The organism is Ruegeria sp. YKSF131, from assembly GCF_059612645.1.
Genome location: NZ_JBXWQZ010000009.1, coordinates 1 through 19,303 on the forward strand (window position 1 = coordinate 1; position 19,303 = coordinate 19,303).

At 58.4% G+C, this 19,303-nt stretch carries 15 protein-coding genes; 6 read left to right on the forward strand and 9 right to left on the reverse strand.

Annotated features, from left to right (window positions below):
• From AC2FLZ_RS04975 to AC2FLZ_RS04985, 3 genes are all read right to left on the reverse strand, one after another.
• Window positions 1-549: nickel/cobalt transporter (locus AC2FLZ_RS04975; RefSeq protein WP_496881898.1), on the reverse strand; the 549-nt coding region annotated here is incomplete at its 3' end.
• A complete protein-coding gene (locus AC2FLZ_RS04980; RefSeq protein ID WP_496715073.1) occupies window positions 534-1,208 on the reverse strand; it encodes a DUF1007 family protein in 675 nt (224 codons plus the stop codon). The genes AC2FLZ_RS04975 and AC2FLZ_RS04980, both read right to left, overlap by 16 nt.
• 44 nt (window positions 1,209-1,252) lie before the next feature.
• Entirely contained in the window at window positions 1,253-2,056 is an 804-nt protein-coding gene (locus tag AC2FLZ_RS04985) for a thioesterase family protein (protein WP_496715072.1), read from the reverse strand.
• A gap of 232 nt (window positions 2,057-2,288) precedes the next feature.
• Between AC2FLZ_RS04985 and AC2FLZ_RS04990 the strand changes: the two genes are divergently transcribed.
• Entirely contained in the window at window positions 2,289-3,224 is a 936-nt protein-coding gene (locus tag AC2FLZ_RS04990) for a 2-hydroxyacid dehydrogenase (RefSeq protein ID WP_480554513.1), read from the forward strand.
• A 15-nt stretch (window positions 3,225-3,239) separates the two neighbouring features.
• On the opposite strand, the gene AC2FLZ_RS04995 is transcribed toward AC2FLZ_RS04990, so the two are convergent.
• Window positions 3,240-3,548 (reverse strand): hypothetical protein, encoded by a 309-nt coding sequence (locus AC2FLZ_RS04995; protein ID WP_480473761.1) that lies wholly within the window; start codon window positions 3,546-3,548, stop codon window positions 3,240-3,242.
• Between the two features lie 224 nt (window positions 3,549-3,772).
• Between AC2FLZ_RS04995 and AC2FLZ_RS05000 the strand changes: the two genes are divergently transcribed.
• From AC2FLZ_RS05000 to AC2FLZ_RS05010, 3 genes are all read left to right on the forward strand, one after another.
• Window positions 3,773-4,606 carry a bifunctional allantoicase/(S)-ureidoglycine aminohydrolase gene (locus tag AC2FLZ_RS05000; protein ID WP_480554515.1) on the forward strand — a complete coding sequence of 278 codons (834 nt, stop codon included), beginning with the start codon at window positions 3,773-3,775 and terminating at the stop codon, window positions 4,604-4,606.
• Between the two features lie 111 nt (window positions 4,607-4,717).
• Window positions 4,718-5,041 (forward strand): hypothetical protein, encoded by a 324-nt coding sequence (locus AC2FLZ_RS05005; protein WP_480554517.1) that lies wholly within the window; start codon window positions 4,718-4,720, stop codon window positions 5,039-5,041.
• Between the two features lie 53 nt (window positions 5,042-5,094).
• Window positions 5,095-6,081: a type I glyceraldehyde-3-phosphate dehydrogenase gene (locus AC2FLZ_RS05010; RefSeq protein ID WP_496881899.1), complete on the forward strand. Its 987-nt coding sequence runs from the start codon at window positions 5,095-5,097 to the stop codon at window positions 6,079-6,081.
• A 36-nt stretch (window positions 6,082-6,117) separates the two neighbouring features.
• Here the strand turns inward: AC2FLZ_RS05010 and AC2FLZ_RS05015 are convergent, their stop codons facing one another.
• Window positions 6,118-7,053 carry a LysR family transcriptional regulator gene (locus AC2FLZ_RS05015; RefSeq protein WP_496881900.1) on the reverse strand — a complete coding sequence of 312 codons (936 nt, stop codon included), beginning with the start codon at window positions 7,051-7,053 and terminating at the stop codon, window positions 6,118-6,120.
• Window positions 7,054-7,384: 331 nt separating this feature from the next.
• Here AC2FLZ_RS05015 and AC2FLZ_RS05020 point away from each other — a divergent pair, with 331 nt between their 5' ends.
• The gene (locus tag AC2FLZ_RS05020; RefSeq protein WP_496881901.1) at window positions 7,385-9,190 is read left to right on the forward strand and encodes an autotransporter assembly complex protein TamA; all 1,806 of its coding nucleotides are present in this window, start codon (window positions 7,385-7,387) and stop codon (window positions 9,188-9,190) included.
• The gene (locus AC2FLZ_RS05025; RefSeq protein WP_496881902.1) at window positions 9,187-13,275 is read left to right on the forward strand and encodes a translocation/assembly module TamB domain-containing protein; all 4,089 of its coding nucleotides are present in this window, start codon (window positions 9,187-9,189) and stop codon (window positions 13,273-13,275) included. The genes AC2FLZ_RS05020 and AC2FLZ_RS05025 overlap by 4 nt, the downstream gene beginning before the upstream one ends.
• A 21-nt stretch (window positions 13,276-13,296) precedes the next feature.
• Here AC2FLZ_RS05025 and AC2FLZ_RS05030 read toward each other — a convergent pair whose 3' ends face one another.
• From AC2FLZ_RS05030 to AC2FLZ_RS05045, 4 genes are all read right to left on the reverse strand, one after another.
• Window positions 13,297-13,818 carry a thioesterase family protein gene (locus AC2FLZ_RS05030; protein WP_496808826.1) on the reverse strand — a complete coding sequence of 174 codons (522 nt, stop codon included), beginning with the start codon at window positions 13,816-13,818 and terminating at the stop codon, window positions 13,297-13,299.
• 10 nt (window positions 13,819-13,828) lie between these two features.
• Window positions 13,829-14,617 (reverse strand): cyclase family protein, encoded by a 789-nt coding sequence (locus AC2FLZ_RS05035; RefSeq protein WP_496808825.1) that lies wholly within the window; start codon window positions 14,615-14,617, stop codon window positions 13,829-13,831.
• Window positions 14,618-14,728: 111 nt separating this feature from the next.
• On the reverse strand, window positions 14,729-17,512 hold the full coding sequence (fdhF, locus tag AC2FLZ_RS05040; protein WP_480622793.1) for a formate dehydrogenase subunit alpha: 2,784 nt from the start codon (window positions 17,510-17,512) through the stop codon (window positions 14,729-14,731).
• Between the two features lie 13 nt (window positions 17,513-17,525).
• On the reverse strand, window positions 17,526-19,229 hold the full coding sequence (locus tag AC2FLZ_RS05045) for an NAD(P)H-dependent oxidoreductase subunit E (RefSeq protein ID WP_496808823.1): 1,704 nt from the start codon (window positions 19,227-19,229) through the stop codon (window positions 17,526-17,528).
• Between the last annotated feature and the right edge of the window lie 74 nt (window positions 19,230-19,303).

Genomic DNA, 19,303 nt, shown 5'->3' on the forward strand with positions numbered 1-19,303 from the left:
GTCTCCGTCATCATGATGGTGCTGATGGGTGTGATCGTTAGGGACATGCTTTTTTCGTTGTCGTGCGAAATTGCGCACAGACCGTACAACCAACCAAAGCCCAATCAACGCAATGGCTCCGTAGCTGATCGGAGCCATCACCTGTTCGGTCGTCCCAACAAGGCTTTCGCGGGACATCTGAAAGACCAGCACCCCCGCGTAGACCAGCACAACCGCCATCACCGCCTGTCCAAAACTGGACAATACGCTAATCGCCGACAACCGCCAGAAGGCAACACGCCGACCCAAACCGTAGCCCCCGATCAAAACCTTCCCGTGGCCCGGACCCACGGCATGAAAGAACCCGTAGGCGAAACAGACGGTCAGAAGCGTGGCCACCGCCTGAGGCTGTTCCGCACGCGCGGCACGCAAGGACCGCGCGATCTGGTTCTGAAAGTCCCGCTGCTCTCCGGCTGCCCAACTTGCCAGGCTGTCAAACCCACCACTGCCCCAGAACCAAAGAAGCAAACCAAAGGCCAGAGCGACCGGAACAATCAGGAAACGGGACATGAAACGAGGATCTCAGTCGCAAAGTTCTCACCAACCAATGGAATATCGTTTTCCTCCAGGTCGTAATCCGCGTCCAGTGTCAACAGAAACGCCTGCATCTGTGCAAGCTGCCCGTCTATGTCGGGATCGTTACGATCCACCCGGCATAAAGCCGGGCCCGTCACGGTTACAGGGCGCGTAATCTCGTAGGCCGTATAGAAGGACTCATCAAATGCCTTGGCGGAAAGCCCTGTGGCAAGTATCGCGTCGCCTTCGACCGCGCGCATGTGGGTGGTCACGACCCGCCCATCTTCCGTTGTCGCACTGGGCTCTAATGGACCGGACAGAGCAACCAGCGCTCCGTCTTTGGTGAGCACGAGGTCGCCGTCATACCCCTCGACCCATTGCATATCGAACCCGCTCAGACGTTCTTCTTCGCTTTTCGTCAAAATGCCGTCGGCATCCTGATCCAAATTCATGTCTTCCAGAACAAGCAGAGAGTAGAATTCGTCATATGCCCAAGTCACCCGGATATGGGTCAGGTGACCGGCCTCATCCACGATGAATTCCAGCCCGGTGTCGATAAAGACATGCGGGTGCGACAGGGCCGGGATCGGCAGGCAACAGGTCATGACAGTGAACAGCCAGCGCATATGCGCAAGATAGGTCTGAAGGGACACGGCGACAACGGCCTTTACACACGCCTGCGAAAACCAGCCGACCTTCAGACTGGCGGGAACAGCACCAGTGTTTGCAGGGCCGTCCCTACAGGACCCTGCGTGTCAAAAAGCACCGACTGAGACATGCCGATGCCCGTAGGTTGCCAGTGTGAAACCGAACGGGACGCCAGCCAATCTGACACCGGTTCGCGGTGGATATTCACGGTCAGATCGGTGTTCATGAACCCCATCTCCGACGTCGGAGCATTCCACGAGATTCCATTGCCGCAATCCGCCAACGGGCACAGTGCCTGAATGGGCGACTGATCTTCGCTGCTCAACAGCTTTGGGGTGCGCATCCAGACCGTTTTCGGTCCGGCCCCCTGTTTGCCGTCTTTGGGATAAAGGATGTCACTGTAGTGGGCAAACCCCTTCAAATCATGACGAATCTCGCCGATTGGAAAAGGACCTTCTACTGCGTCTTCCAACTGTGGCGCACTGATTTCGACGTTTGCCACCGCGCCCAGATCGCGTCGCGCCAGATGCATGGTGGTGGCCGTGGCGCAGAGTGTGTCATCCAGGTCGTGCACCGTAACCCGTGTGGTCGCCAGCGTCTTGGTATGGCGCGTGGTTTCTGCGGCAACCCGCAACCCGGCCAAGGGCAGAGGGCGCAACAGGTCAACTGTCAGGCGGGTCAGCATCTTTTCGGGGCCAACCTCAGTTTCCGCTGCCCGCACTATCAACCCGCTGACAGGCCCTGCGTGGCAATGATCGGCAGACCACGGACCGCGTGCAGGATCATGTCCTACAAACGCCCCATCCTCGCGCTGATGAAAATAGGTCTGATCCGTGAAGTCGAGCCCTGCCATCAGTCCCCTCTGGTCATTCGCTGCGTTGTGTGCCTCGGCTCACTCATACCGGTAACCGATTGCGATGTAACGTGGTTTCCCCGGTGCGCGGTGAGTGGTATCTTCACGAAACTGTCCTTTTCGGGTTTTGAAACCGGGCTGTACTTTTAGGCACGAGGATGGCTTAACAGACCTGATCCTGTCCACCGCTGTGACGGGACGTCACCACATCAAATCCAAGTGGGGTTCGCATATGGCGTTGTTGATTGAAACCGGGCTGTCGGACTGGATTGGGGATGAGGAAATCGCCGCCACTTTACAGGCCCTGGCGCCTGGTGCCGACATCCGCACACCCGAAACGCTGGGCGACCCCAACGACATTACGATGCTGGCGGTAGTCAGCATGCAAAGCAATCACCCGACGAAGCTGCCCAACCTGAAACTGGTTCAGAAGCTGGGGGCCGGGGTTGAGACCATAGTTGGCCATCCGGACCTGCCTCCGCATATCCGTGTGGCGCGATTGAAGCCAGACGCGCCTGCGCAGGGCATTGCCGAATGGTTTCTCGCCTATATTCTGCGCGCTCAGCGCCACATGGTCTTTCACGAGGCATCCCAGAGTCGCGCCGAGTGGTTGCCGCGCGCGCCCGTTTTCACACCTGATACGGTTGTGGGCGTTCTGGGTCTGGGCCATATCGGGGCCCGCACTGCCCGCATGTTACGTGCCGTCGGGTTTCAGGTCATGGGCTGGAGCCGCTCACCAAAGTCCATCGATGGTGTCACCTGCCAGCATGGGCAAGACGCGCTGCCTCGGCTATTGGGGCAATGTGATCACGTCTGTGCCATCCTGCCTTCGACGCCGCAAACCGTGGGTCTGTTTGACGCACAGACGCTGGCCGCGATGAAGCCGGGCAGTCAGTTGTTGAACGCCGGACGCGGAAACCTGATTGACGAGGCGGCACTGATCGCGGCGCTGGATAACGGTTCTCCGGGCCATGCGGTGTTGGACGTCACATCACAGGAACCGCTGCCGAAGGACAGCCCCTTGTGGCGGCACCCCGCTGTGACGATCACACCGCACGTCTCGGGCTGGTATCTGGGCGATGCACTGTCGGATGTGGCCGAGAACTACCACAGGCTCAAATCCGGCGATCCCCTGCTGCACGAAGTCAGCCGGGACCTCGGGTACTGATAGCCAAGTCAGAGATCAGGGTGTCAGGATCCAGTTTCCGTTACCGTCATTACACCGGCGGGTTCTGATTTCTCGGCTTTGATCGCTGCCTTCCGGCTGGATGACATGCTGAAGGCCGACGCAGTTGCCCTGAACGTTTTGCACCCTGATCGTTCCTTTTGAGCCGGTCTCGTCGTTTTGCCAGGACCGTTCCTGCCCTACAGAGGGCGTGCCATTGTTCAAAAGCGCATTCGAGGTTTCACTAACCACTTCAAAGTCTGCCGGGGACAGCCCCATCTCAGCTATGATTCGGGAGAGTGACTTGGCGTCGGCGGAACCGGTCATCAAAAGGGCGCCACACGCGGCAATGATGGGTAACAACTGGGCTTTCATAGGGGCCTCACAGAACTGAAATCATTTGTGACCAAGGATATACCTCTGTTTCAGCAGGGCCAAGCCCCGGGGTGCCGACCTTCAAAATATCCCGAACAAACCTATCGCGCGTCAGGACCTAATAGCGCCGCGCCTTTGTGCCCATAGTGCCATTCAAACGATCCCGAGGCAGACAAATGACCCATCCGACCTACTTCGCCCCGACCGGCGGCCATCCCGGCCAGAACCAGTTGCTGACCGACCGCGCCATGTTCACCGACGCGTATGCGGTCATTCCCAAAGGTACGATGCGCGACATCGTCACCAGCTATCTGCCGTTCTGGGAAGGAACACGCCTGTGGGTTCTTTCACGCCCGCTCAGCGGATTTGCCGAAACGTTCTCGCAATACATCATGGAAGTGCAGCCCGGCGGCGGCAGCGATCAGCCAGAGACAGACGCGCAAGCTCAGGCGGTGCTTTTTGTCGTCGAAGGAACAGTGACTTTGACACTGAACTCGGAAAACCATGTGTTGGAGACAGGCGGTTATGCCTACATCCCCGTCGGCAGCGACTGGACATTGCGGAACACTGGCCAGACGGCAGCCCGGTTCCACTGGGTCCGCAAAGCCTATGATGCTGTTCCCGGGTTGCCCGCGCCAGACCCGATCATCACCAATGAACGCGATGTGACGCCAGTCGAAATGCCGGGGACCGAAGGCCGATGGTCCACCACGCGGTTCGCAGACCCACAGGACCTGCGCCATGACATGCATGTGAACATTGTCAATTTCGAACCGGGCGGGGTCATTCCCTTCGCCGAAACTCATGTGATGGAACACGGGCTTTATGTTCTGGAAGGGAAAGCGGTCTATCGTCTCAATCAGGACTGGGTCGAAGTTGAGGCCGGAGATTACATGTGGCTGCGCGCCTTTTGCCCGCAAGCCTGTTACGCAGGGGGGCCGGGTCGATTCAGGTATCTGCTTTACAAGGACGTCAACCGGCATATGCCCCTGTCCCTGTCGCACCGCTAAACGCTGGTCTGGCTGGAAATCGCAGTGATTTTTTATCCCAGGGCTTCACACAAGGGTCGGAATTTGCTGAACTCCAGGTAAATTCTTGTTTAGTGCATTGGAGATTTGTCCATGAAACTGCGCCTTGCCCTGATACCCGTTGCCGTACTCTCTACCTCTGCAATCCTACACACAGCACCCGCCATTGCGGGGGAAGAGACCAAATCCGTCTTCGTCATGAGCCGCAACTGGGCTGTGACACAGGTCGCTGACGCACCGGTCATTTATCGCGCCACACGCGACAACAACAACCTGAACCCGTTCGGCCCGCCCCCACGCCTTCGCACGACGCAAGCTATTGTTGCCATTCAACAAGCGACGGGCTGCAAGGTGATCTTCAACAGCATGTACCAGAATATCTCGGGTCAGTTCTTTTCTCAGGTCAGTTGCAAGTAAGCTGTTGCTGATCAGGCATTGAGGTCGCCCCGACGCCCTGCCATAGCTTGCGCATGAAACTCGCGATAAACGGATTCGGCCGCATTGGCCGCACGATCCTGCGGCAGGTTCTGGCCCTGCCCGAAGGGTCGGATATCGAGCTGGTGTTGATCAATGACATCGCGCCGCTGGAGACCTGCGCTTACCTGTTCAAATACGACAGCACCTTCGGCCCTTATCCCGGCGATGTGTCACAGGGGGATGAAACGCTGATCGTGGACGGGCGCTCTGTTCCTATGACCCACAGTGTCGATCTGACACGCGTTGACCTGTCCGGCGTTGACGTGATGCTGGACTGTACCGGGGTCGCGCGCACATCCGACGTGGCGCGTCGCGGGTTATCTGCGGGCGCTAGCAAGGTCCTGATCTCGGGCCCTTCGCCCGCGGCCGACATAACCGTCGTTCTGGGGGCGAACGAGGATCAGTTGGGCAGCGCCCGGATCGTATCGAACGCCTCTTGCACAACCAATGGGCTTGCACCGCTGGTCAAAGTGCTGGACCACATTGGTGGTGTTTTGTCAGGCCATATGACAACCATCCATTGCTATACAAACAGCCAGCCCATGGTTGACGCCCCGCGCGGCGACCTTGCCCGGTCGCGGGCTGGTGCGTTGTCCATGGTTCCGACAACGTCCAGCGCCACACACCTGATCGACGTGGTCCTTCCACATCTGGCCGGGCGCATCTCGGGGGCCGCAGTTCGCGTCCCGGCAGCCAGCGTTTCGGCGGTCGACCTCGTGGTCACATTGGAACGCGGCATGAGGGCCGAGGATTTCGATCATGCTTTGCGTCAGGCCATTGACGCGTCGCCGGTTTTGGGTTGGACGGATATGCCGCTGGTGTCCTCCGATTTGCGGGCGCGCCCGGAATCGCTGGTCATCGCCGGGCCAGAAACCCGCATGGTCGGTGAAAATCAGGCGCGCGTTTTTGGCTGGTACGACAACGAATGGGGCTTTTCGGCCCGCATGCTGGACGTGGCCTGCCTGATGGCCGCGCCGTGACCGGACTTACCTTCGTGCACAGCGTCGGGTCAGTGCCTATGGTTTAGGCCCCGCGATAGGGTATTCTGTAACGCGGACTACCTTACTGATCCGTTCAATCATGAAATCCATGAACCGGCGTGCCTTTGGGTCCTGATGGCGCCGATGCGTGTATAGGCAGGCCATCTGAACTGGAACAGGCGGAGTTTCCGTCGCAACCGGTACGAGGCGACCGGATTTCAGATGCTCGGCCACCTCGAAAACCGGCTTCATTGCAATGCCTTGACCGGACAACGCCCAGTCCGTCAAAACATCCCCATCATCACATTCGAAGCGCCCGGACACGGCAAAACGTTTCGGACCATCGGTCGTTTTCAGCATCCACTGAAACTCGGTCGCACCCGGAAAGCGCAGATTCAGGCATTCATGCTTGTCGGCAATCAGGTCAGCTCCGGTTTTAGGCATACCGCGCCGCGCCACATAATCCGGCGCAGTACACAATACACGCTGGCAGTCGGCAATCTTGCGAATACGCAACGTGCTGTCCTCGGGCTGGCCAATGAAAAACGCCAGATCAAGACCTTCCGTCGTCAGGTCAACCGAGCGATCCGTCAGGCGCAAGCGGACATCAATCTCGGGGTATTCTGCAAGAAATTCAGGCACATGCGGTGCCAGCAATCGCCGCCCCACCCCCAGTGGAGACGCCACGAACAACGACCCGCGCGGTGCCTCGGTCAGATGCGTGACCTGAGCCTCGGCCTCGTCCACCGCATCCAGAACCGCCACCGCACCGGGGTAGAATGCTTTTCCCTGCTCTGTCGGGGACAGGTTACGTGTGGTGCGCTGGAACAGACGTACACCCAGATGGTCCTCAAGCTGCGATATTCGCGCCGATGTCACCGCTGGCGAAATCCTCAGATCTCGCCCGGCCGCAGACATGCTGCCCAGATCGTAAACCCTGACAAAGGTTCGGATGTTGTCGAGATAGGACATTTTTTCGGTTTTTTTGATACCAGTTGACAATATATTGGGAATACCGAAGAACCGCCCGTTTGCCTAGTGAATTACACAGGGCCGAAGCCAAGGACTGGCCAGGACATTGGTTGTATACGGTTGGCTTTGGCCCGGACTGCGGCAATTCCGGTCTGCCAATCGAGGTGCGGCAAAGCGATTGTGTCAGCAAAGGCCGGGACAATTCGACCAAAATTTCCCGATCCCGCGTTTATCCCTTTTCCCAACGGCATTCAGATGTTCTAACCTGACACTATAAGACCGTGCATCACACGGTAGCTGAGATCTGGAACTGGGACAGTTGGGGCTATTCATGCAAGGGCGCATGCCGCAAGGCCGTTTGAAGTGCTGGCTGAGTGCCATTGTCATGGCACTGACCCCGACCGCTCTGATGGCGCTGGAAACCTCTCTGACGGCGCCGGGCGCTTCAAAGGAACTTGTTGAACGTCTGAAAAAGACATCATCGGTGACAACAGCGGAAGAGCGGGGTCTGGATACGCCACTTGAGATCCTTTCTGCCGCCTTGTCGGATTACCGCACGCTTGTGCAGATCTTGTATGACGAAGGGTATTTCAGCCCGGTTGTCAGCATTAAGCTTGACGGGCAGGAAGCCGCTGAGTTGAGCTCTTTGACTGTGCCAGCCCAGATCAACAGGGCCGCAATTACCGTTGAAACCGGGCCAAGCTTCAAATTCGGCACGGCCATTGTTCAGCCCCTGGCGTCTGGCACCGTGCTGCCCGAAGGTTTCGCCCCCGGCAAACTAGCAACAACAGGGGTCATTCAAAAAGCAGGCTCGGACGGTGTGCAGGGTTGGCGGAATGCAGGCCACGCAAAAGCAAAAATTGAGGATCAGACCATTATCGCCCGTCACGCACAGGCCCGTCTGGATGCGCAGATTGATCTGGACCCGGGGCGCAGGCTGACGTTTGGCAGAATGTTCATTAAGGGCGACACGGATGTGCGCCACCGGTCCATCGAAAAAATCGCCGGTTTCCCAAGCGGGGAAGTTTACTCACCAGAAAAAATCCAGAAGGTTGGAACGCGTTTGCGCCGAACCGGCACGTTCAACGTCGTCTCATTGCAGGAACATGAGACAGCAAACCCCGACGGGACACTGGATTTCGACGCCACATTCGAAGACCTACCAAAGCGTCAGCTGACCTTTGGGCTCGAGCTGGCCTCGCGCGACGGTCTCGACGTGACCGCGACCTGGACACATCGAAACATGTTCAAACGCGCGGAGCGTCTGCGTTTTGAGGCCGCGATACGAAATATCGGTGGTTCCGAAGATCTTGATGGGCGGATCGGATTGCGTCTGGATCAGCCCGATCGTCTGGGTCCGGACGACAATACATTCTGGAACGTGTTGCTGGAGCGCCGCAACACTGAAAACTACAATGTATCGGTTGCGTCTGTGGTATATGGTGCGCGCCGCACATTCTCGGACACGCTCTATGCCGAAGCCTCGGCTGGGTTACAGTGGTCAGATGCTGACGACGCCTATGGAAGTGGCCGCAAGTTCAGGTACTTTATCCTGCCCTTCCGCTCGGAAAGGGATGAACGCGACAATAAAGTCAGCGCCACGCGCGGCTATTATCTGGATTCCGAAGTCATGCCTTTCATTGGCTTTTCCGGCACCGATACGGGCATTCGCCTGTTTGTCGACGGCCGGATCTATACCAGCCTTGGAACCGGCGGCAGGGTTGTGCTGGCAGCGCGGGCGCAACTTGGATCAGTCATTGGCCCGCCAGCAGATGGCGTTACACCCGACTTTCTGTTTTTTTCCGGTGGTGCAGGAACCGTGCGCGGGCAACCCTATGAAAGCCTTGGCATCCCGGTCGGGACCGGTGTCGCAGGCGGCAAATCGTTCCTTGGACTTTCAGGCGAGATCCGGGGCAAGGTGACAGATTCTCTGTCGTTGGTTGGGTTTTACGACTACGGTGTCGTCGATACCTCTTCCTTTATAGGAAGTGGCGCGGAAGATCATGCAGGTGCCGGTATCGGCGTAAGATATGATTTGGGCGGCTTCGGACCCCTGCGGTTTGACCTGGCCTTCCCGGTAAGCGGCTCCAGCGGCAACGGTCTGCAATTCTATATCGGGATCGGGCAAGCGTTTTGAGGCGGCACCTTTCATACCTTCTGCTGATTGGCACGCTGATGCTTGTGCCAGTGGCCGGCCCCGCGCAGGAGGACGAAGGCGGCAGCATGATCGAGCGGTTCCTACAGGACACGCTGTCGGGCGACGATCAGAATGTTACCGTCAAAGGTCTGCAAGGCGCGCTGAGTTCACGCGCCACCATTACCGAGATCACGGTGGCCGATGATGAAGGGGTCTGGCTGACCATCCGGGGAGCGGAACTGGATTGGAACCGGTTGGCGTTGATTCGTGGGCGGTTCTCGGTCAACGCGCTGACCGCACAAGAAATCGACGTCGCCCGTGCGCCGGGCACCACGACCAAGGACACACCGTCCGCTTCTGCCGAGACCCAAGCTTTTCAACTGCCTGAACTGCCCGTGGCCATCGAAATCGGCGAAATCCACATTGGCGAGCTGGCCTTGGGCAAACCTTTGATCGGCGTTGCGGCGGAACTGGCCGTCAATGGCAACCTGTCGCTGGCCGACGGGACGCTGGACACCAAACTGGACATCACCCGACTGGATCGGGCCGGTGATCAAATCTCCATAGCTGCGGGTTTTAGGAACACTGACAGCCAGATCGATCTTGACCTTCAGGTCACCGAAGCCGCGGGGGGTCTGATCTCGACCGCTTTGAAAATGCCGGACAGTCCCCCGATCGGATTGTCCGCGAAAGGGTCCGGGCCGGTGACGGATTTTACGGCCGATATCGGCCTGAGCAGTGATGGGCAGCCACGAGTGACCGGACAGGTTCGGTTGCGTTCGGCCCCAACAGCCGCGGCTAGCGCGGAGGAGGGCATCGCCTTTACCGCGGATCTGGGTGGTGACCTGACACCTTTTGTTGCTGAAAAAATGGATACGTTTTTCGGCCCCAAAACGCAGTTGATCGTGGATGGACGGACCCTGCCTGAAGGCGCGTTGGATATCAGTGATCTGGAACTCAGTTCTCAGGCACTGAACCTGAAAGGGGCGCTGCAACTGGCGCCGGGCGGTCGGCTGCAACTGGCGGCCCTGCAAGGACGCATTACACCGCCCGAGGGGCAAAGCGTCGTCCTTCCGTTGTCAGGTGGCGACACATCGATCGAAGCTGCGCAGGTCTCTGCGTTGTTTGATGAGAAAAACGGCAATCTCTGGGATCTAAGTCTGACCGCTAACGCGGTAAAATCCGATACCCTGAACCTGCAACGCGCGCAAATTACGGCGCAGGGAACTTTGGAACAGGGTGACGTTTTGCGGATCGACGGTGATTTGCAAGCTGCTTTGGACGGTATCGACCTGACTGACGATGCCCTGAACGCAGCTATTGGAGACCGCATTACGCTGGACGGTACGTTCCAGTATGGCAGGGATCTGACCCTGAACGTGTCCGGGGTCGAGATGGTCGGCTCGGACTATGAACTGGGCGTTGATGCCGAGATCAGCGGCTTGTCCAGTGGTTTGGCCGTCGATGGAACCGCGACATTGCAGGCGACCGATCTGGCACGGTTTTCGGGTCTGGCGCAGCTGGAACTGGGCGGTCAGGCCTCTGCCCGGCTCACGGGCCAGGGTTCGCCGCTTGAAGGCAGTTTCGATGGCAAGCTGGAGGTCGAAGGGCGCGGTCTTTCCACAGGGCGCGATGACATTGACCCAGTGATCCGGGGCAACACAACAATCACGCTGGACGCAAAACGCGGTCCAGATGGCGTAACGATCCGGGATTTTACGCTGATCGGCGATACTCTGCGCGCGCAGGCTGATGGTACGGTTACCACCCCTGACGGCAGCGTGACGATTGACGGGCAAGCAACAGTCAACGCGCGGGATCTTTCCGTGTTCTCGGGCCTCGCCAAACGTGAGCTTGGCGGTGCGGTACAGGCGAAACTGGACGGCAAAGGCACTGTTCAGACGCTCGAGTTTGATGGCACAGCCAGCGTGATGAGCCGGGACATCAAAACGGGCCTACCCGAGATTGACCCGCTGCTGGTCGGTCGGACCGAGATAAATTTCGACGGCGCGCTGAGCCAGAAGCAGATTGAAATCCGCGACGCGGTGATCAAAGGTTCAGCCATTGTGGCAAGCGCCGCGGCAACAATTGATGATCCGACGGATGCATTGGCCGTGGACGGGCAGGTCAGTCTGAACGTCCCGGACCTGTCAACTTTTTCAACTCTTGCCGGGCGAGATCTTGCAGGTTCGATCATCGCGGACGTCGCAGGCAAAGGTACGGTTGGCAGCAAGGCATTTGACATCAAAGGCAACTTGGCTGCTGATGACATCAAATCCGGCATCAATGCAGTTGACAACCTGATCCAGGGGCGAACGAACCTGACGGTGGATGCGGTGAATGACGAGGCCGGTCTGAATATTCGCACATTCCAGCTGATCGGCACCGCCCTTTCTGCGGATGCATCCGGCAAACTGGACCGCGATGCCGGCGGATTGACCTTTTCCGCAGCGCTGGATGATCTGGGGCGGCTGTCAAAAACACTCTCCGGGCCTCTGAAACTGGACGGCAACGTCGCTCCGACACGGTCCGGGCTCGAAGGAACCGCACACTTGCTTGGGCCAGAGAGTTCCTATGCCAAAGTGTCCGGTACGGTGGACACAAATGGATCCGCTGATCTGGACTTCGATGCCAAGTTCAACCGCATCGAAAGGTTTGTGCCAGAATTTCCCGGCACCCTTACCGCTGCGGGCAATGCAAAGCGGGACAGTGGCGTTTGGACCATCGACGCCAAGGCGCAAGGTCCCGCAGACATCGTCAGCACGGTTGCAGGCACCTTTGATGAAACCAGCAGCAATACAGATATTTCAGCGAAGGGTGGCGTAAACCTGGGGATAGCAAACGTCTTCATCACGCCTAGAAAGATTGAGGGGTCCGCGCGTTTTGATCTAGCCCTCAAAGGCCCGGCTGATCTGGCGTCCCTAAGCGGATCGATTACCACTTCGGGAACATCCCTTGCACTTCCCGGCGCAGGCCAGACCATCACCGGGATCAACGGACAGGTGGATCTGGCGCAAAGCCGTGCAACCATCACGCTGAACGGCGGGGTGCGGGCCGGTGGTGGCTTTACCGTCAATGGACCTGTCGATCTGACGCCCCCGTTCAATGCGCAGATCACGACAACAATCAACAGCCTCGTCCTGACCGATCGGCTTTTATTCGAGACGACTTTGAACGGTCAGATTGCGATGACCGGCGCTCTAGCCGGGAACAGTTCGCTGGCTGGGCAGATCACCTTTGGTGAGACCAATATCAACCTCGCTGCGGCTTCGGGGGCTGTAGGTGCCGCACCGATCCCCGAAATACAGCATGTCAACGAAAGCGGTGCCAGTTTCATCACGCGCGAGCGTGCAGGTCTTGTAACCACCAAAGACAAGGGCCAAAGCACATCCCGAATAGCACTGGACATCAACTTGCTGGCACCCAAAGCCGTGTTCGTACGGGGGCGCGGTGTAAATGCCGAACTGGGTGGCCGGATTTCCATTGGTGGCACCACGACCTCGGTGGTCCCATCAGGTCAGATTGAATTGATCCGCGGTAATTTCGATATTCTGGGCCGCAGGCTGGCCCTGACCAAAGGCATCGTGACCCTACAGGGTGACTTGACGCCTTATATCGAGTTTGAATCCTCTGCCAGCACCTCGGACGGCACCGCGACCATCGAAATCGCAGGGCCGCTGGATTCACCCGAGGTCAGCGTGTTTTCCGATCCCGAACGCCCGGCGGAAGAGGCACTGGCGATGCTGCTCTTTGGGAACAGGTTCTCGGAAATCTCACCCTTCCTGATTGCTCAGATGGCCGCGTCGCTGGCGCAACTCAGCGGTGCTGGAGGGGACGCGACCAAGGGATTACGCGACTCTACCGGTGTTGATACGATTGATGTTGGTGCGTCAGACGGTGGCGCGGGCCGATTGGGTGCCGGGGCCTATCTGGGTGAAAACCTCTATACCGACTTTACCGTCAATACCGAAGGCGATACCGAGGTGAACCTGAACCTTGATGTCACCGACAATTTCTCGGTCAAGGGCACGGTTGACGGTCGCGGCGAAACGGGCATCGGAGTGTTCTTTTCAAAGGACTATTAGGATCGCTTCCGACCTCCAAAATTATTCCCGGCGAATTCCTATCGGTTGGCCGATCTGCGAAGCCAGTCCCAGAGACTTATGGTCATCCACCATTTGCGCAAGACGCGCCGCTGCCCAATCCGGATAGGGCTCGGAGCGCCCGGAGCTGTGGCTGACATTCATAAAAAGCGCCTCTTGCGTCGCGCAAATCTCGTCAGTTTCTGCCAAAAGCATCTGTGCGAAATAATGTCCTCTCTTGCTGTCAGCATCCAGCATACGGAACCTGAAATAAAACGATGAACCGTCTTTGACCTCCCGCACGAAATGCAGATGAGACTGCAGGATGTAAGGCCCCTGCCCCAACGCCTTGACCTGCACCTCGCCCAGCCCGAGATGGTCAACCATCAGCTTTTCCAACGCCATGTCAAAGGCGACACCGTAAAACCCAACATTCATATGGCCGTTATAGTCGATCCATTCGGGCCGTACTTCAAAGCCGCGAATTTCCACCGGCGCAGCGTACGGGCCATCATGCCCGCCAGGAGGTGTCGTAGTCGGCTGCATCTGGCCCCCTTTACTGCGCGTCTTGTTCGTCAAATATTGCAACTGCCCGGACAAATCCGGCAGAGGCCCCTTTAATCTTGAAGGGGAAACAGGAAATCTCGAACCCTGAGGGCGGCAAATCTTCCAGATTGGTCAGCTTTTCCAAGTGGCAATACCCGATGTCCATCGACGCGCGGTGGCCTTCCCAGATTATAGATGGATCTCGGGTCTCAGCGTATTCCTGAGCGGTGAGCGGAAACGGGGCATCCCAGCTCCATGCGTCGGTGCCGGTGACACGCACGCCACGTTCAGTCAGAAAAAGCGTCGCCTCGCGCCCCATTCCACATCCTTTGGCCAGATAATCCGGCGCGCCATAACGTGTCCCTGCAGCAGTGTTGACCACGACGATATCCAGCGGGCAAAGGTCGTGGCCGATGCGCTTCAATTCGGCTTCGACATCTGCCGCGGTAACGACATACCCATCCTCGAAGTGCCGAAAGTCCAGCTTGACGCCGGGGTTCATGCACCACTCCAACGGCACTTCGTCGATGGTTATTGCCCGTTCACCTTTGTTCATCGTGGAATGATGGTGATACGGCGCATCCAGATGCGTGCCGTTGTGGGTCGCGATCTGCAACCGTTCGATTGCCCATCCTTCACCGTTCGGCAGGTCTTGCCGTTCCAGACCCGGAAAGAAAGACATGACCTGTTCTGCCGTCTGATCATGGGTCAGATATTCAATTTGCGGCAACATGATTGGCGGGTCAGACACGATCCCGGTTTCCAACGGAACGGACAGATCGACGAAACGGCGTGCCATAAGAAATTCCTCCACCAACATCTACGACAGGGTTGGTCGAGCGCAAGCGCCTGTCAAGAAAAGAAAAAGGCGACCCATCTGGCCGCCTTCTTTGCTTGATATGTGTTGGTTTTACTCAGCCGCAACTGCGCTTTCGATCTTTTCGACGCGAATGGCCGAGAATTTGAACTCGGGGATTTTGCCATAAGGGTCGATGGCCGAGTTGGTCAGAATGTTCGCCGCCGCCTCAACATAGGCAAACGGGATGAACACCATATCCTCGGCAATCGCCCGGTCCGCGCGAACCATGATCTCAATCGAACCACGACGTGTGGTCAGGCGGATCATATCGCCCGGCTCGATTCCCATAAGCTTGAGCGTACGTGGATTCATCGAACAGTTCGCCTCCGGCTCCACCGCGTCCAGAACATTGGACCGGCGGGTCATCGAGCCGGTGTGCCAATGTTCCAGCTGACGGCCAGTGGTGGCGATCATCGGGTATTCCTCGTCCGGGGCCTCATCCGGCGGAATGACGCTGGCGGGAGTGAACTTCGCCTTGCCGCCCGAACGGGGGAAACCATCCCCGAACACGATGGCCTGACCCGGATCGGTTTCGCTGAGCGACGGGTAGGTAATCGTCTCGGTCTCCAGACGCTCCCACGTGATGTTGTCAAGCGACGCCATGGTCAGTTTCATCTCGGCAAAGACCTGCGACACATCGGTGTAGTCCCAATTCAGCCCGATGCGCTGTGCCAGCTCAACCGTGATCTTCCAATCTTCGCGCGCCTCACCCGGAGGGGTAACGGCAGGCCGTACACGCTGTACCTGACGGTTGGTGTTCGACACCGTGCCGTTCTTTTCATAGAGCGCCGAGGCAGGCAGGATGATATCGGCATAGTTCGCCGTCTCGGTCAGGAAGATGTCCTGCACGATCATCAGATCCAGTTTGGCCAGTGCCGCGCGGGCGTGGTTCACATCCGGATCGGACATGGCCGGGTTTTCACCCTGAATATACATGCCCTTGATGTTGCCCGCATATGCCTGATCGATGATCTCGGTCACCGTCAGACCCTTCTCGTTCGAAAAGTCATCCGAATGCCAGACATCATTGAACTTGGCGCGAACACCGTCGTCAGTCACCGACTGATAGTCCGGCAGGAACATCGGGATCAGGCCCGCATCCGATGCGCCCTGCACGTTGTTTTGCCCTCGCAACGGGTGCAGGCCTGCGCCGGGTTTACCGACATTGCCGGTCATCAGAGCCAGCGAAATCAGACAGCGCGAGTTGTCGGTGCCGTGAATATGTTGGCTGACGCCCATGCCCCAGAAGATCAGGCCCGCTTTGGCCTGTGCAAAGGTGCGGGCGACCCGGCGCAGTTGATCCGGTTCAATACCACAGATCGGTGCCATCGCTTCGGGCGTGAAGGCGCGCAGGTGCTCTTTCTCGGCCTCCCAGTTCTCGGTCCAGCGATGGATGTACTGGCTGTCATACAGCTCTTCCTCGACGATCACGTTCATGATTGCGTTCAGCATCGAGACATCCGCGCCAGGGCGGAACTGCAGCATTTCGTCGGCGAACTTGCGCATACCAACGCCTCGGGGGTCCATCACGATCAGCTTGCCGCCACGCTTGGCGAACTGCTTGAAATAGGTCGCCGCGACAGGGTGGTTCTCGATCGGATTTGAACCGATGATGATCGCCACATCGGCGTTCTCGATCTCGTTGAAGGTCGCCGTCACCGCGCCCGAACCCACATTCTCGATCAGCGCCGCAACGGATGAGGCGTGGCACAAACGGGTGCAGTGATCGACATTGTTGTGCTTGAAGCCCTGACGGATGAACTTCTGGAACAGATACGCCTCTTCGTTGGTACACTTGGCCGAACCGAAGCCTGCAACCGAGCGTGGGTCTTTGGCACGCAGGGCCATCAGCTTGGTCGCGGCCAGATCCATCGCCTCTTCCCAGGTCGCTTCACGGAAATGGGTCGACAGATCGCCCGGATCGACGTTCAGACCCTTGGCGGGCGCATCCTCGCGCCGGATCAGCGGTTTGGTCAGGCGGTGTGGGTGGTGGATGTAGTCAAAGCCAAAGCGACCTTTGACGCACAAACGACCTTCGTTTGCGGGGCCGTTGATGCCCTCGACATACTTCACCTTGCCGTCCTTGACCTTCAGCGACACCTTGCAGCCCACACCGCAGAACGGGCAGACGCTTTCGGTCTCGCTATCGTAATCCTTGCTGTCCCCCTGCTGCTGGTCGTCCAGCACGGTCGCAGGCATCAGCGCACCGGTGGGACAGGCCTGAACACATTCACCGCAAGCAACACAGGAGGAGGTACCCATCGGGTCATTCTGGTCAAACACCACCTGCGCCGTATGACCACGACCGGCCATGCCAATCACGTCATTCACCTGCACTTCGCGGCAGGCCCGAACACAAAGATTGCAGTTGATACACGCATCCAGATTGACACGCATCGCCACATGGCTGTCATCCAGCAGCGGGATTTTCTCGGCCTCTTTCGCAGGAAAGCGGCTGTTGCTGACATCGTTCAACTTGGCCATATCCCAGAAATGGCTGGATACGTCATGCGGCTGCTCGGGCTGGTCAGCCACGAGCAATTCCATCACCATGGCGCGCGATTTTTCGGCGCGGTCGGTGTCGGTCTTGACCACCATCCCATCGGCCGCCGGGCGGATGCACGAGGCGACCAAAGTACGCTCGCCCTCCACCTCGACCATGCAGGCGCGGCAGTTGCCATCGGGGCGGTATCCCGGTGCAGGCTTGTGGCACAGATGCGGGATCACCAGGCCCCGGCCATTGGCCGCTTCCCAGATCGTGGTGCCCTCGGGCACAGTGACGTCATCGCCGTTCAGGTTGAAGGTGACGGTCTTGGTTGGGCTTGCGTCAAGCATGGCTCTGTCTCCCTCAGATTTCGTCAGCGAAATGTTTCATGACCAGACGGATGGGGTTCGGGGCCGCCTGCCCCAGACCGCAGATCGAGGCATCACCCATGACCTGGCACAAATCTTCCAACAGATCGGTATCCCACTTGTCGGCCTGCATCAGCTTGACCGCCTTTTCGCAGCCTGCCCGGCAGGGGGTGCACTGGCCACAGCTTTCATCCTCGAAGAACCGCAGCATGTTCAGCGCAGCATCGCGGGCGGTGTCCTGATCGGACAGAACCACAACGGCGGCAGACCCGATGAAAGTGCCAAGCGGCTGAAGCGTGTCGAAATCGAGCGGGACGTCGTCAATGCCCGAGGGGAGAAGACCTGACGACGGCCCGCCCGGTTGATACGCCTTGAACACATAGCCATCAGCCATGCCGCCGGCGGCATCAATCACATCAAGAATGGTCGAACCTGCGGGCAGTAGGTAAACGCCCGGCTTCGCCACACGCCCCGAGACCGAATAACTGCGCAGGCCCTTGCGGCCGTTCTTTTCAACAGAGTTCAGAATCTGCGGCCCTTCGCGGCAGATTTTTGAGACCCAATAAAGCGTCTCGACATTGTGCACCAAGGTCGGACGGTTAAAGACCCCAACCTGCGCGACGAACGGCGGACGATGGCGCGGCAGGCCTTTCTTGCCCTCAATCGATTCGATCATCGCGGATTCTTCGCCGCAGATATAGGCACCGGCACCCCGTCGCAGGTCGATGTAACCCTTTGCGACGATACCGGCATCTTCCAATGCCGCAATCTCACGACGCAGAATTTCCAGTACTGCCGGGTATTCGTCGCGCATGTAGATGAAACAGGTCTCGGCCTCGACCGCCCATGCCGCGATCAGCATACCTTCCAAGAAGACATGCGGTGTGCGCTCCAGGTAATAGCGGTCTTTGAATGTGCCGGGTTCACCCTCATCGCCGTTCACGGCCAGATAGCGCGGGCCGTCGTTCATGCGAACAAAGCCCCATTTCTTGCCCGACGGGAAGCCAGCACCGCCCAGACCACGCAGGCCCGAGGCCAGAACAGTTTCCTGGACTTCTTCCCAGTTCCCGCCGTCGCGCAGATCTTTCAGCTTGGTGTAGCCGCCGTTGGCCTCATAGGCCTCGAAGGTCTCATAGTTGGGCAGATGCGCATGGGTGTCCCCTGCCGCAATCGCCGACTGCACCTTTTCGGGGGTCGCATGGTCGATGTGGTTGTGGCCAATCTCCAATACCGGAGCGGTATCGCAACGCCCCATGCAGGGCGCGCGAACAACGCGAACTTCGGCAGGGTCCAAACCGTCTTCCAGCGCCTTCTGCAACTGCTGGGCACCGGCCATTTCGCAGGAGAGGGAATCACAAACCCGGATGGTCAATGCCGGAGGAGGCGTCTCACCTTCTTTCACCACATCGAAATGGGCATAGAAAGTCGCGGTCTCATAGACCTCGGCCTGACCGATCCGCATTTCCACGGCAAGCGCCGCAATATGGTCGGCGCTGATATGACCGTGTTCGTCCTGAATCAAATGCAAAAACTCGATAAGCAGGTCGCGGCGACGCGGGCGATCACCCAGCAGGCGTGTGATTTCAGCCTGCGCCTCATCCGTGAACTGACGGCCCTTGGGTGTGTGCCGCCCCTTGCCTTTACCTGACTTCCAGACGCCCTTGGGTGTGCCTGATGGCTTGGTATCTAATGGTGCCATGATGCCCTCCGATTGAGGTTCCGTCTCTCATCAGGCAAACATATCGTCAAATCGCTTTTCGCAATCGCACGATA

Coding starts and splice junctions, on each gene's coding strand:
- AC2FLZ_RS05000 (WP_480554515.1), top strand. CDS start 3,773: ATGACCCATCCGACCTACTTCGCCCCGACCGGCGGCCATCCCGGCCAG.
- AC2FLZ_RS04990 (WP_480554513.1), top strand. CDS start 2,289: ATGGCGTTGTTGATTGAAACCGGGCTGTCGGACTGGATTGGGGATGAG.
- AC2FLZ_RS05045 (WP_496808823.1), bottom strand. CDS start 19,229: ATGGCACCATTAGATACCAAGCCATCAGGCACACCCAAGGGCGTCTGG.
- AC2FLZ_RS04995 (WP_480473761.1), bottom strand. CDS start 3,548: ATGACCGGTTCCGCCGACGCCAAGTCACTCTCCCGAATCATAGCTGAG.
- AC2FLZ_RS05010 (WP_496881899.1), top strand. CDS start 5,095: ATGAAACTCGCGATAAACGGATTCGGCCGCATTGGCCGCACGATCCTG.
- AC2FLZ_RS05020 (WP_496881901.1), top strand. CDS start 7,385: ATGCAAGGGCGCATGCCGCAAGGCCGTTTGAAGTGCTGGCTGAGTGCC.
- AC2FLZ_RS05035 (WP_496808825.1), bottom strand. CDS start 14,617: ATGGCACGCCGTTTCGTCGATCTGTCCGTTCCGTTGGAAACCGGGATC.
- AC2FLZ_RS04985 (WP_496715072.1), bottom strand. CDS start 2,056: ATGGCAGGGCTCGACTTCACGGATCAGACCTATTTTCATCAGCGCGAG.
- AC2FLZ_RS05030 (WP_496808826.1), bottom strand. CDS start 13,818: ATGCAGCCGACTACGACACCTCCTGGCGGGCATGATGGCCCGTACGCT.
- AC2FLZ_RS05015 (WP_496881900.1), bottom strand. CDS start 7,053: ATGTCCTATCTCGACAACATCCGAACCTTTGTCAGGGTTTACGATCTG.
- fdhF (WP_480622793.1), bottom strand. CDS start 17,512: ATGCTTGACGCAAGCCCAACCAAGACCGTCACCTTCAACCTGAACGGC.
- AC2FLZ_RS05005 (WP_480554517.1), top strand. CDS start 4,718: ATGAAACTGCGCCTTGCCCTGATACCCGTTGCCGTACTCTCTACCTCT.